This is a genomic window from Microbacterium sp. MPKO10 (genome assembly GCF_026107415.2).
Classification (GTDB): domain Bacteria; phylum Actinomycetota; class Actinomycetes; order Actinomycetales; family Microbacteriaceae; genus Paramicrobacterium.
The window spans coordinates 39,261-52,874 of record NZ_JAPCHX010000010.1 but is presented as its reverse complement, the minus strand read 5'-3'; the positions used below and the strand labels follow the sequence as shown (position 1 = coordinate 52,874).

At 63.3% G+C, this 13,614-nt stretch carries 12 protein-coding genes; 10 read left to right on the top strand and 2 right to left on the bottom strand.

The features are described from left to right. Positions 1-251 precede the first annotated feature (251 nt). Positions 252-1,037, bottom strand: a complete 786-nt coding sequence (locus tag OK352_RS17640) for a class I SAM-dependent methyltransferase (protein WP_265142845.1) — start codon at positions 1,035-1,037, stop codon at positions 252-254. Positions 1,038-1,149: 112 nt separating this feature from the next. On the opposite strand from OK352_RS17640, the gene OK352_RS17635 reads away from it, so the two are divergent. The 6 genes from OK352_RS17635 to OK352_RS17610 all read left to right on the top strand — a co-directional run bounded on the left by OK352_RS17635 (position 1,150) and on the right by OK352_RS17610 (position 5,870). Then, the gene (locus OK352_RS17635; protein ID WP_265142844.1) at positions 1,150-1,458 is read left to right on the top strand and encodes an antibiotic biosynthesis monooxygenase family protein; all 309 of its coding nucleotides are present in this window, start codon (positions 1,150-1,152) and stop codon (positions 1,456-1,458) included. 66 nt (positions 1,459-1,524) lie between these two features. Then, on the top strand, positions 1,525-2,073 hold the full coding sequence (locus OK352_RS17630; protein WP_265142843.1) for a DUF421 domain-containing protein: 549 nt from the start codon (positions 1,525-1,527) through the stop codon (positions 2,071-2,073). 145 nt (positions 2,074-2,218) lie between these two features. Continuing rightward, on the top strand, positions 2,219-3,946 hold the full coding sequence (locus OK352_RS17625; protein WP_265142842.1) for a carbon starvation CstA family protein: 1,728 nt from the start codon (positions 2,219-2,221) through the stop codon (positions 3,944-3,946). 4 nt (positions 3,947-3,950) lie between these two features. Continuing rightward, positions 3,951-4,247, top strand: a complete 297-nt coding sequence (locus OK352_RS17620; RefSeq protein ID WP_265142841.1) for a cory-CC-star protein — start codon at positions 3,951-3,953, stop codon at positions 4,245-4,247. Continuing rightward, entirely contained in the window at positions 4,238-5,203 is a 966-nt protein-coding gene (locus OK352_RS17615) for an ArsA family ATPase (protein ID WP_265142840.1), read from the top strand. Before OK352_RS17620 ends, OK352_RS17615 begins: the two co-directional genes overlap by 10 nt. A 136-nt stretch (positions 5,204-5,339) precedes the next feature. Then, complete coding sequence (locus OK352_RS17610) at positions 5,340-5,870, top strand: hemerythrin domain-containing protein (protein WP_265142839.1); 531 nt, start codon at positions 5,340-5,342, stop codon at positions 5,868-5,870. Positions 5,871-6,555: 685 nt separating this feature from the next. Here the strand turns inward: OK352_RS17610 and OK352_RS17605 are convergent. Continuing rightward, positions 6,556-7,587 carry a formylglycine-generating enzyme family protein gene (locus OK352_RS17605; protein ID WP_306387815.1) on the bottom strand — a complete coding sequence of 344 codons (1,032 nt, stop codon included), beginning with the start codon at positions 7,585-7,587 and terminating at the stop codon, positions 6,556-6,558. Between the two features lie 254 nt (positions 7,588-7,841). Here OK352_RS17605 and OK352_RS17600 point away from each other — a divergent pair, with 254 nt between their 5' ends. The 4 genes from OK352_RS17600 (at position 7,842) to OK352_RS17585 (ending at position 13,609) form a co-directional block, all read left to right on the top strand. Continuing rightward, complete coding sequence (locus tag OK352_RS17600; protein WP_265142838.1) at positions 7,842-9,176, top strand: MFS transporter; 1,335 nt, start codon at positions 7,842-7,844, stop codon at positions 9,174-9,176. After that, the gene (locus tag OK352_RS17595; protein ID WP_265142837.1) at positions 9,173-11,395 is read left to right on the top strand and encodes an arylsulfatase; all 2,223 of its coding nucleotides are present in this window, start codon (positions 9,173-9,175) and stop codon (positions 11,393-11,395) included. The genes OK352_RS17600 and OK352_RS17595 overlap by 4 nt, the downstream gene beginning before the upstream one ends. Before the next feature lie 171 nt (positions 11,396-11,566). Then, a complete protein-coding gene (locus tag OK352_RS17590) occupies positions 11,567-12,532 on the top strand; it encodes a LacI family DNA-binding transcriptional regulator (protein WP_265142836.1) in 966 nt (321 codons plus the stop codon). A 99-nt stretch (positions 12,533-12,631) separates the two neighbouring features. Continuing rightward, the gene (locus OK352_RS17585; RefSeq protein ID WP_265142835.1) at positions 12,632-13,609 is read left to right on the top strand and encodes a zinc-binding dehydrogenase; all 978 of its coding nucleotides are present in this window, start codon (positions 12,632-12,634) and stop codon (positions 13,607-13,609) included. Positions 13,610-13,614: the final 5 nt, after the last annotated feature.

Below are 13,614 nucleotides of genomic sequence, written 5' to 3'. Positions count from 1 at the left end.
GGCACACCCGGAGCCGCCCACCGGGCATGGTTCTCCGGCTCCTCCGAAGACCCAAACCCGGGTGCCGCACCTGCGTTAACCATGGACACATTGTGACAGCAGCCACCGACATTCCCACCAACACAAACCCCCGATCAAACAACCAATGTGGATAACTCCAAAAGTCGCATGCCTGTGGACGGAGAAGCACAATCCAGAGCAGGTGAAAGACCGTCCTACGCAGAACGATGAAGCTGACTTACGAGCACGCGTTATGGCACACGAGCGATAGCAAGGAGGTGAATACTGAGGTCGCGAAGCCCTGGCATCACGCTGCCCGCACGAGCGAGCATGTGCGCAGCATCCACCGTCTCATCGTCATCAACCGATAGCTGCTCTGCCAGCAATCCAGCCGGACCCTCGACTCCGTGAATGTCGACGAGCTCAAGGCCTGCCTCGGTGATTTCACTCGCAAGTTCTTCGGCGGTGTGAAAGTGTCCAGCGGGGAATCTCCCACCGGGCAAAGGCCGACCTTTTTCAAAGAGGTTCGCTAGGTCGTCAGTCATGCGCGTATCTCGCGTGAGCGTCGCCGCCTGGAACGCAACGGCGCGGGAAAGCGCAGCCGCAAAGAGGTACCCTCCCGAGCGCGTGACGCGCATCGCCTGCCGCAGCGCCGTCTGACGATCATTGCCGTCGGCGAGGTGGTACAGCGGTCCCAGCATCAGCGCCGCGTCGAATTCGTCATCGGCAAACGGCAAGTCACGAGCATCCCCCACACGCGCTGAGATACCCGCCGCGCGAGCCATCTCGACCTGTTCAGGCACCGGTTCGATGAGCTCGACCTCAAGCCCGCGCTTCTGCAGCGGCAACGCGTGGACGCCTGTGGCCCCGCCGATATCAAGAACACGCCCCGAAACGACGTACTCAGCGATCAGCTCCTGCGTTCGACGATGCTCAATCCTGCCCTGCGCCGAGCGAGTGGTGAGCCGGGCATCCTCATCGAACTGATCCCGATAGTACGTGCGGATGCGGTCGTCAATGTTGCGCTGGTCGGTCATACGGACTCCCGAATCGTTGTGACGGAACACTATCGAATCGTGGTCCGACAAAGAGGGATTATTCACGAACATCACGCTGCGCATTGGCAGCATCCGAAACTAGAATTGGGCTATGGCCGTCGTCAAGATCAATGCAGTGAAGGTGCCCGATGAGGCGCACGCCGAGTTCGAGCGCCGCTTCATCAATCGCGCGGGGACCATCGACGACGCTCCCGGCTTTCTGGGATTCGAGATGCTCCGGCCCGTTGCTGGTGATGACCGTTACTTCATCGTGACCCGGTGGGAAGATGACGAGTCGTACGAGGCATGGCGTGACGGAGACGCTCGAGCGGCGCACAAGGGTGAGCACGGCAAGCGCGTCTTCACCGAAGCCAGCGTCCTTGAATTCCAGGTGGTCCTGGACGTCACGCCCAAGCGCTGACATCGCCACCGGCACGAGCACTGTGAGATAATCGCTGCCGTCCGCCGTGCGGACGGAAGGAGCGACATGTGGGCTGAATACGGCCTCGATTGGTTCGACACGATTCGAGTCGTCGTCTCATGCATCGTCTTCTACGGCGGCGTGCTGCTCCTGGTGCGCGTACTGGGACAGCGCACACTCGCGACACTCTCGAGTTTCGATCTCGCAGCCATCATTGCCCTCGGTGCCGTCATCGGCCGCGCAATCCTCGGCGACACCCCGACCCTTTTCGCCGGTCTACTCGGCCTGGCGACGTTGCTCGTCCTGCAGGCTGTCACGGGTCAGATCAGACGAGTTCGAGGAGCCTCGCGGGTCGTGAACAGCCCAGCCGTCGTTCTCATGGCAGGTAGCGAGATCTTGCACGACAATCTTGTCCGCACCCACGTCATCGTCGATGAGGTGCACTCGCGACTCCGACAATCCGGAGTGCGCAACGCCTCAGAGATCGCCTGCGTCATTCTCGAGCCGACCGGTGCGATCAGCGTGCTCAAGCGTGGTGAGCTGATCGATACGGCAATGCTCCGCGGGGTGCAGGGAGCCGATCGGATACCCGCCGAGTTCATCGCGCCCGAGTGACAAGGGTCACTCCTTCGGTGCCCGTTCGTGACCCCAAAGAATTACACACAGGTTATTCACAGATTCTGCTAGCCTCAGAGAAGAGCGGTGGCATCGGGGCCACTGCCCCGTTGCATTGGCGCACGCTGCGAAAGGGGAGAACTCCATGGGTTCCCTTATCCTCATGATCATCGGATTGGCGATGTTCGCCGCCGGTTACATCTTCTACTCAAAGTACCTCACGAAACGGGTCTACAAACTCAACGAGAGCTTTAAGACGCCCGCCCATGAGATGAACGACGGCGTCGACTACGTCCCGACGAATAAGTACATTCTCTGGGGTCACCACTTCACCTCGGTGGCAGGAGCCGCGCCCATTGTTGGTCCGGCCATCGCTGTCATCTGGGGCTGGCTGCCCGCCTTCCTGTGGGTCACGATTGGCACCGTGTTCTTCGCCGGAATGCACGACTTCGGCACACTGTGGGCATCGCTGCGCAACAAGGGACGCTCGATCGGAGCCCTCTCTGGTCGCTACATCGGCAAGCGCGGCGCCAACCTGTTCCTCATCGTGATCTTTCTGCTGCTGCTCATGGTGATCGCGGCGTTCGCCGTGGTCATCAAGAACCTGCTGATCAGCACGCCGACGGCGGTCATCCCCACATGGGGCGCGATCGTTGTGGCGCTGCTCGTCGGCGTTGCCGTCTACCGCCTGCGCTGGCCGCTCATTCCCGTCACGATCGTCGGCGTCGTCGTCCTCTACGCGCTGATCGCCCTCGGCAACAGCGTCCCGGTCGTCCTTCCTGAATCGTTCCTCGGCATGAGCCCTGCAACGTTCTGGATCGTCGCCCTCTTCGTCTACGGCGCAATCGCTTCACTGTTGCCTGTGTGGGTGCTACTGCAGCCGCGTGACTACATCAACGGAGTTCAGCTGTTCGTCGGGCTGATCCTGCTGTTCGGCTCGGTCCTGACGGCAACCCTGTTCTCGGCGGTGAAGCCAGACATCGTCGCACCGATGTTCAACACGAACCTGCCCGAGGGCACACCGAGCATGATCCCGCTGCTGTTCGTCACGATCGCGTGTGGCGCCATCTCCGGATTCCACGGCATGGTGTCCTCCGGCACCAGCTCGAAGCAGATCGACAAAGAGACGGATGCTCGTTTCGTCGGGTACTTCGGCGCCGTCGGCGAGGGGCTGCTCTCGCTCGGCACGATCCTCGCCGTCATCGGCGGCATCAAGTCCGTGGCCGCGTGGGAAGAGATCTACAGCTCGTTCGGTGCCGGCGGAGTCGACGCGTTCGTCAAGGGCGGCGGTGCCCTCATGGAGAACGGGATCGGCCTGCCAGCATCCCTCAGCGCCACCGTCCTCGCGACGATGGCCGTGCTGTTCGCCGCGACGACCATGGACACCGGCATGAGACTGCTGCGCTTCGTGGTGCAAGAGATCGGCGAGACCGTCAAGCTCAAGATCTCCAAGGTTCCGGCAACGCTCATCGTCGTCGTCGTGGGCCTGGGCCTGACGTTCTCGCAAGGTCTCGGCGGCGAAGGCGGCCTGCGCATCTGGCCGTTGTTCGGCACGACGAACCAGATCATGGCCTCGCTCTCGTTGTCGATCATCGCGGTGATGCTGATCCGCAAGCGGCGCAATCCGTGGCCGGCGGTCATTCCACTGGTGCTCGTGTTCGTGCTGTCGTTTTGGGCTGCCATCGATCAGCTCATCAGCTTCACCGAACCGGGCAACGCGGACTGGCTGCTGTTCGCTCTCGATGTGATCATCATCATCGCGAGTGTCTGGGTCGGCATCGAGGCTGTGCTCGCGATGCGGCGCGCGGCGAAAGAGCCGCCAGAACCCGAGCACGAAGACGCCGAACTCTCGGCCGTGAGAGAGGACGTCTAAGCCCGTGTCGGCACCGGATGGCGCACCCCAGCGCCGGGAGACACTCTCCCGGCGCTGGGCCGCCTTCCGTGACGGGCTCCACGAGTTCTATGTGGGCCCCTACCGTCAGACCTTTTTGCGCGAGAAACGCGACGAAGATGACCTGTTCATGATCGTCGTTCTCGGCGAAGCACTCGGTGTCCCCGACCCGGCCGCCTACTATTCGGCAGAGCTCATGCCCGCCGTCTGGGAAGACTTCCACGCCTGGCATAAGCGCATCGGCATTCCCGACTCTCCGCTGGATCACATCGCATGCTGTTAGAGCTGGCGCGTTCCCGCAGCATCCTCTTCGCGGGTGGTAAAGGCGGCGTCGGCAAGACATCCCTCTCGTCAGCGCTGGCCCTGGCACGCGCTCGCGACGGCGGCCGTGTTCTGCTCGTCTCCACCGACCCCGCGCACAACCTCGGCCAGGCGTGGGATACGACGCTCTCTGACGAGCCGACACGAGTGTACGACCACGATGACGGGTTCGTGGATGCTGTCGAGATCGACCCGCAACTCACGATCGAGCGGCATTTCACCACCGTCCAGGCGACGATGATGCGTCTCCTGCCCGACCGCCTTCACGCCTCGGCCCGACAGCATCTCGACCAGGCCAAATCGGCACCGGGAAGCCACGAGTCAGCTGTCCTCGAGCGCATCGCCGAGCTCATCGAGATCAGCCGAGACGCCTACGACCTCGTCATCTTCGACACAGCGCCGTCCGGGCACACGCTGCGGCTGCTGTCGTTGCCCGAGAAGCTCACGAACTGGACGGAGACGCTGCTGGCGAGCCGCGATCGCTCTGAGCGGTTCGCTGCGGCGGCGCGCAGCGTCGTCGGGACCAAGGACGACGTTCCGTCGGCCGACGCCGAACTGCGCCGCACGCTCGTTGCCCGCCGCGACCGGTTCGCCCTGATGCGTGAGCTGGTCACGGATGCTGACACCACGTCGTTCATCGTCGTCAGCATCGCCGAGCGACTTCCCGTCGCCGAATCGATCGACGTGGTGAGGCAGCTCACCGACCTGGGAATCGATCCCGCGGCGATCGTCGTCAACCGCCGCTCCCCCGCCGCTCGAGGAGAGCTGCTCGAGGCGCGGCGAGATCAGGAGGAGAGGCACATCGAGACGCTGCGGGCTGCTGTCGGCAGCATCCCGATCTCTCAGATCCCGCTGCTCGCCGGTGACCTCGCGGGAGCCGATGCTCTGGCTGAGCTCGCGGGCCATCTGGACGAATAGCCGCGCACGTCGGCGTCGGCATCCTGCACGTGTGGCTGCAGGGAGTGGTCCGTCTGCTTACGGCCACGGCGCCCCGAAAGCAGCGGGCGAGGAATAGTCTCAAAGTACGCGGAACAGCAGATACACAGGAGGAGCGATGGCAGAGAGGACCTTGGCCGCGGCGCTTGAGAAGGAGCACCGCGACATCGACGGCGGCATCGAGGAGTACACCGAGGCAGCCGACGCCGGGCACGGCGATCCGGCTCCTCTGCGCCGGTCGATGACGGGGCTGCGGCGGCACATCTATCTCGAAGAGACGTTCCTCTTTCCTCCGATGCGCGCGAGCCTGATGATGCCCATCATGGTGATGCTGCGCGAGCACGGTGAGTTGTGGAATGCCATGGACGACATTGAGACGATGCTCGACGAGAATGCTGGCGATGAGGCCACCCGGAATGCCTGCCGCGAGTTGCTGAGCCTGCTCGATAAGCACAATTCAAAAGAAGAGCCGATCATCTACACGCAGGCAGACGAGCTGCTGTCGGCCGAGGCGAGCGGCGAGCTTGCCGACTTTCTCGACGAGGGAACGATGCCCGACGGCTGGGTGTGCGAGCAAGCTGGTGAGACTAGTCAGTCCGCTCGTGGCGGGAATGCTCCGGCGGAGCGTCGACCTCCCTGGGAACGCTGACGCCCCACGGCGCTCACTCCATGCGCCTCACGCTGAGCGCCTCACTCCGGGCACCGAGCATCGAGCATCGAGCATCGGGCATCGGGCATCGGGCATCGGGCATCGGGCATCGGGCATCGGGCATCGATCCCACGAATACACCTGGCCCGCATCTGTCGGCCCGTGCACGTAATTGTGCGCCGGTCGAGGATTCTCCCCGACCGGTGCATCTCTTCGGGATCCGTCAGCCGGTCGTGGCTGTCTTGCGTAGGCGGCGGCGACTCTGCCGCCAGTGGCGGTGAACTTCAGTTGCCCATCGAGGCACCTTCAGCCGCTCGCGCTCAACAACAAGCTGGACCTCTGGCGACAGTGCCATCGGCGCGGGATACATGGTGAACTCCGATCTCTGACTTCCAGTGTGCTCCCGTCATGAGCGCTCCGCAATACCCCCGTTTGGCGGACTGACCCGCACGGTATCCCTTCAGCCGCGGGCGATCACGACCTGCGCGAACAATCAGTGATCCGCCGCGAACGGACTACCCTGACAGCGTCAGCGCCCGGGCCATTCCAGTGTGGGAATCAGAGGTGGGTTCTCAGAATCAGCGCCAGCGTTCGTGCCAGTGCCAGTGCCAGTGCCAGTGCCAGTGCCAGTGCCAGTGCCAGTGACCGAGTCGGTACCAGAGACGACGTCAGCGCCAGGGTGCTGTCAGGCCGACCGCGCGCAGCGGAACCCGAGATGCGTCGTCGCCGAGTCTTCCGTCTGCGGCGAACGCGCCGCCGGGCGGTACCGCTGGCAGTATTCGGGGGCGCACAGGTGCGAGCCGCCCTTTGTCACGTGGCTGACGCTGGAGTCCGGCAGCGCCGAAGTCGGGCTCGGCACGCCAGGCCTCGTCGATTCCGGACCACATCCGCACCCGCATCCAGTGCCGTCAGCGGGTTCGCTGACCGACGCCGTCATCAGCTTGCGCCCGACGGGAGCCGCGAGGCTTGCCTCGAGAGCCGCCTCGCGATGGCTCGCGGTGAACGGACTCGACGTCCACTCCCACACGTTGCCGATCATGTCGACGAGCCCGAAACCGTTGGGCTCGAAGGTTCCGACGGGCGATGTGCCCTTCCATCCCGCGGCACCGGTGTTGTTGTACGGGAAGTTGCCCTGCCAGGTGTTCGCACGCAAGACGCCGTCCGGCACGAGGTCGTCGCCCCACGCGAAGTCAGCACCATCGAGGTGACCACGCGCCGCGCGCTCCCATTCCGCTTCTGTGGGAAGCCGCTTGCCTGCCCACTCGGCGTAGGCGGCAGCATCCGTGTAACAGATCTGCACCACCGGGTGGTCATCTTTGCCCTCGATGGTTGAGTCGGGGCCGAACGGATGCTGCCAGTCAGCACCGGGCACCCAGGACCACCAGGCCCGCCAGTTGCGCAGGTCGACGGGTCCGTCGGTCTCATGGAAGACGAGGCTGCCCGGAGCGCGGTCGTCTTCACTCAGCTGCGGAAACTCGGCGGCATCGAGGCCCATCTCGGCGACGGTGATGAAGCCGGTTGCATCGACGAACTCGCGAAACTCTCCGTTGGTCACGGGATGCTGGTCGATGAAGAACTCGTCGACGCGAGCCATGAAGACCGGGGTTTCCTCGGGGTAATATCCTTCGGATCCCATGCGGAATTCACCCGCGGGAATGCGCACCATATCGTCGTGCATCGAAACCTCCGCTCGCGGTGCGGGCATCAGCGCCGTCACCGCCTCTACTCTATCCGCCGGAGCACATCAGACGCCCAGAGCGCGGACAGCAAAACTTGACATCTGCGTATGTTCCGCCGCTCGCTGATGTTCGCTTACGACTCCTCTGTCGGCTCTCAGAGGCGACGGCGGTCCAACCCGCTGGTCTGCACACGGGCTGGACGCCGACAGGTCTCGTGATCTATAGTCAGTGGAATCGATTCCGGAATCGATTCCACTCTAAATTTGCTGCTTCACTTTCGATGAGGAGAATCATGAACAGCACCGCAAACACGGCGACGAGCAATCAGGCAGCGCGCACCGCTCGCACGGCCGTTGCCGCGAGCACCATCGGCTCAATTCTCGAGTATTACGACTTCTTCGTATACGGGTCGCTCTCCGCTCTTGTTCTCGGTCAGCTCTTCTTTCCCGCTCACGACGCGGGGGTCTCCGCGCTGCTCTCGCTCGCGAGTTTCGCCGTCGGGTTTGTCGCGCGCCCGGTTGGAGGCATCCTCCTCGGGCACTTCGGCGACCGAATCGGACGCAAGCCGCTCCTTCTCTTCACGTTCCTCCTCACAGGCACGGTCACCGTCATCATCGGACTGCTGCCCACCTATGCTCAGATCGGTATCGCCGCACCTCTATTGCTCGTTGCGCTGCGAATCCTGCAGGGCATCGGCATCGGCGGCGAATGGGGTGGCGCAGCACTCCTCGCTGTCGAGCACGCACCAGCCCACAAGAAAGGGCTCTACGGCAGTCTTGTACAGGCGGGTGCCCCGATCGGCGTCATCCTTTCGTCCGGGAGCGTGGCAGTTCTCACCGCCACGCTGAGCGATGAAGAACTGCTGGCCTGGGGATGGCGAGTCCCATTCCTTGCGAGCGCACTCCTACTGCTTGTCGGACTCTTCTTGCGATTCAAGGTGGCGGAATCCCCCGAATTCGATCAGGTTAAGCAGGAACGCACAGAGTCGAAGCTCCCCGTCTGGCAGGCGATCCGCCTGTACCCCAAGCAGATCCTCACGGCGATTCTCATTCACACGAGCGACACCACGCTAGGTCTCATTCAGGGCGTCTTCATTCTCGGGTACGCCTCTGGCGCCCTGGGCATGGACCCGACAATCGTGCTCGTCGCAAACATCTTCTCGTCAATCACCAACCTCATCACGACACCCCTCGCCGGGGCCCTCGGGGACAGGATCGGCCAGAAGCGCGTGGTCTCGATGGGGCTCATCGGTCTCGCCCTCTGGGCCTTTCCGATGTTCCTCCTGATCGGGACGGAATCGGTTCTCGGTCTGTTCATCGCGATGGGCATCGGCGGGATGCTGGTGGGCTGGCTCTTTGCCGGGCAGGCCACGCTGTTCGCCGCGTTCTTCCCCGCCGAGGTCCGATACTCCGGGATGTCACTCGGCTTCCAGATCGGCACCGTTGTCGGTGGTGGCTTCGGCCCCGTCATCGCACAGGCGCTCACCGGCGCTGCAGGCGGCGACACCTGGTTGGTCTCGCTGTACGTTCTGGTCGTGGCAAGTGCCGCACTCATTGCGACGCAGACGGTGAAGACACGCCACGAGCCCACGAGCCGAACCACCTCGCAACGCAAGGAGCACGCATGAGTACTCAGTCCGCTGATTTCGAAGGTTCAGTGCGCACGACCGTTGCAGAATCGACGCCATGGTGGCCCGCACAAAACGGCACGCGGACGATGCGACCGAATGTGGTCATGGTGATACTCGACGACACCGGTTGGAGCGATCTCGGATGCTTCGGCTCAGAGATTTCTACACCCGCCTTCGATTCCCTCGCGTCAGCCGGGGTTCGGTACAACAGCTTCCACGTGACCCCCTTGTGCTCTCCGACGCGCGCGGCACTGCTGACTGGCCGCAACCACCACTCGATCGGCATGCGGTTCCTTGCCGACACAGACACGGGCTTCCCCAACTCCCGCGGCAGCATCCGCCCTGATGTCCGGCTCTTGCCGCAGATACTGCGAGAGAACGGATACGCGTCGTATCTAGTCGGAAAATGGCATCTGGCTCCTCTCCACGAAATCACGCCCGCTGGGCCCTACGAGAACTGGCCCCTCGCACGAGGATTCGACAGGTATTACGGGTTCCTCGACGGCTGCACCGATCAGTACGAACCCGAACTCTACGCGGACAACCATCCCGTACCCGTACCGAATCGCGAGGGCTACCACCTCAGTGAGGATCTCGCCGACCACGCGATCTCCTTCATTGAGGACCACACGACGTTCCGCCCGACCAGCCCGTTCTTCATGCAGTTTGCTCTGGGCGCGACGCACGCCCCGTTCCAGGCACCACGCGAGTACATCGAGCGATACGTCGACGTCTTCACCAAGGGGTGGGACCAGACACGCATCGACCGACTCAACCGACAGATTGACATGGGTCTCGTACCCAACAACACGGAACTGGCCGAACGGAATGACGGAGTGCCGCCGTGGGATGATCTCGACGCCGAGCAGAAAGAGGTGTACGTGCACCTCCAGGCGGCGTTCGCCGGGTTCCTTGAGCACGCGGATGCTCAGGTCGGCCGTATCCTCTCGACGCTCGATGAGCTGGGCATCGCCGACGACACGATCGTTCTCGTGCTTTCCGACAACGGGGCGAGTCGCGAAGGGGGCCCCTCAGGAGACGTCGACACGAATGCGCCGTACAGCGGGGTGCGCCGAAGTGCAGCAGAGCAGAAGCCTCTCCTTGACAGTCTCGGCTCGCTCACGGGTGGGGCGCACTACCCCGAAGGCTGGGCGATGGCGGGGAACACCCCGTTTCGTCAGTACAAGCAGTTCGTCGACCTTGGCGGCGTCCGGTCCCCTCTAATCGTGTCCTGGCCCGGGGCACCTCAGAAGGCACACGGGATCCGGGATCAGTTCGTGCACGCCATCGACATCACCCCGACCCTCCTCGAGCTTCTCGACATCGATGCTGAGACGGGCGTCCACGGCGAGAGCCTAGCCTCAAGCTTCACGCGTCCTGATGTCACGGTTGGACGTCAGACTCAGTATTGGGAGACCCTCGGTCATCGCGCCGTGTGGCATGACGGGTGGAAGGCCGTCACCGCTCACACGCCCGGCACACCATACGACGAAGACGCCTGGCGCCTGTATGACTCGCGCACGGATTTCTCTGAAGCGCATGATCTTGCACGGGTCTTCCCCGAAAAGCTTGATCAACTGCAGCAGCTTTGGTGGCAGGAAGCCGAGCGAAATGATGTATTTCCGCTGGATGACAGGCCGCTGCGGGAGCTCATTGAAGCGCGCGGCCCGATCGGTCTCTTCGCCGAGACGAACATCACGCTTTGCCCGCGACAATCGCACATCCCCTACCCGAGCGCGGTGACCGGATCCAATCGAGATATCGACGTGACCGCACACGTCTCGCCGCTTGGTGTGTCCGTCGATGGCACACTGCTTTCCAGCGGCAATGCTCAGGGCGGTTATCTGCTCTACCTGCTGGGTGGCCAACTCGTCTTCGAACACAGTCATCTGGGCGAGAACGTGGTGGTGTCAGCGGGCGTGCCCGCATACACGTCGACCGTCGGGTTCCAGCTGCGCACACGCGACGACGGATCAGCAGCCGTCGTCCTCGTGGTCGGAGGAGAGAACGTTGGTTCAGGCATCATTCCGCGATTCTCGAGTCACCTATCCTTCTGGGGCCTCGACGTGGCACACATCGCGAACTCGACGTTCAGTGACCGTGTGGTTCCCCCGTTTGCACTTCCGAAGAACGTGCTCGATCACATCGATCTCACTGTCTACCACGCGGCGGACGACGCGGCAGAATACGCCGAGACCGTGCTGTCACGTGAGTAACACACGGGAGGGTCCACCGACCGCTCTCACCATCGCCAGTACTTCCGTCGCCAGGCGGCTTGTCAGGCAGTTGCCTGAACAGGGGCAGGGGTGCGACATTCCACGCATTTCCGGCGTGCTACCCCGGCCTGCGCCCAGGATATCCGGGCCGGCGTTCAGTATGATCGCAGCGTGAGCAAGCCAGTGGAGTCGAACGCGACGATCCTCGACGTCGCGCGGCGCGCCGGTGTCTCGCGCACAACAGTGTCACGGGTTCTCAATGAGCCAGATCGCGTGTCGAAAGACACCCTCCAGCGTGTTCAAGAAGCTGCAACAGCGCTGAACTACTCACCGAACAGCTTCGCGCGCGGACTTCGCAGCGGACGCACGGATGTCATTGCCCTGCTCGTCGGAGACATCTCTCAGCCCTTCCACGGCAGCCTCGCGCAAGCCGTCGTCGAGGCTGCCGAGGAGCGCGGATTCGGTGTCATGCTCTACGATCTTGGCCACAGCACCGCACGCCTGGAAGACGTTCTGCGTAAGCTGCCGCGACAGGGCGTAGACGGCATGATCATCGCCACGGCCGACGACATCTCGACGTCGTCGATCTCGGATGCCGTCAATGAATGTCTCGATCAAGGACTCGCGATCGTCACGGGTGTCGAACAATTCGAGGTCGACGGCATCACTTCGGTACTCACCGACTATCGGGAAGGTACGCAGCTCGCCATGGAGGCGCTGGCGACCGAGGGTCTGCAGCGCCCCGCACTCCTTCTCGGAGACCGCAACGGTCCGATCGGAAAGCGACTTGTCGCCGGTGCTCCACACGCGACGGTGTATGACGTCGGATACACATTCGACGACGTCGAGTCGGTGGTACAAGCTCTTACGCACGACCACGATGCACTCATCGTTGCGACACTGCCGATGGCGCTGGGCGCGATGTCCGCGCTGACGCGGGCCGGGCGATCACTTCCCATCATCGTCTGCGAAGAGGTCCCCTTCGCCGCGCAGGTCACCCCAGCATTCTCAACGTCGGCAGTGCCTCCGCAGGAAACGGGACGTGAGATGGTCAGGCTCGTGGATGCCATTATCGGCAGCATCCCGATCGAACCACGTGCACTACATGCGACGCTCACTCGTCGCGAATCGTTCTGACTCGGGCGGCAGAGGAAGAGACGCGCTCGGGTTGGCGTGACAGGAACAGGACGCAGCCACGCTCAGGCTGCCAAAAGTCGGATGCGGGATGATGGGCGCATGCGCGCCATCATCCACCACACATTCGGCGAACCCGAGGCCGTTCTGAGCGTCGACGATCGACCCATGCCCGAGCCGGGTGCCGGAGAGGTCCGCATCAAGACCGTCCTCTCGCCCATCCACAATCACGACCTCGTGACGGTACGCGGAGAGTACGGTTTCGTGCCCGAACTCCCGGCGCGCGCCGGGACAGAGGCCGTCGGCATTATCGACGCTCTCGGCGAGGGCGTGAGCGGAGTGAGCGTCGGCCAGCGCGTCGCCACCGGCGGCACGTTCGGCGCCTGGGCTGAGTATTTCACGGCGAAGGCCGCCGGTCTCATTCCCGTTCCCGATGCGCTTCCCGACGAATCTGCTGCCCAGCTGGTGGCGATGCCGTTCAGCGCGCTCAGCCTTCTGCACGCGCTCTCGCTCGAGCGCGGCCAGTGGATGGTTCAGAATGCGGCGAACGGTGCGGTGGGCAGGCTGATCGCTCAGCTCGCCGCCGCGCGCGGCATCCACGTTCTCGGTCTGGTGCGCAGACAGGATGCTGTCGAGCAGCTGCGCGAGCAGGGGATCACGAATGTGCTTTCGACGGATGACGACGCATGGCGAAATCGGGTCGACGAGGTCACGGGCGGCGCCCCGATCGTCGCGGGCGTTGACTCCGTCGGTGGAGCATCGGCAAGCGACGTGCTCTCGCTTCTTGCCGAGAAGGGCGCCCTTGTGGTGTTCGGCGCCATGGGCTCGTCCGCACTGGAGATTTCGTCTGGCGACCTCATCTTCAGACAGATCACGGTCACCGGGTTCTGGGGCAGCGCTGTGAATCGCACGATGGATGCTGCCACGAAGGCAGAACTCTTCCGCGAACTGCTCACACGCGTCACGAACGGCGACGTCTCTCTCCCCGTGTCTGGAATCTACGATTTCGATGATGTGCGAGCCGCCGTCGACGCAAGCTTGACGCCCGGTCGCGTCGGTAAGGTGCTCTTGGCGCCCTGACCGAC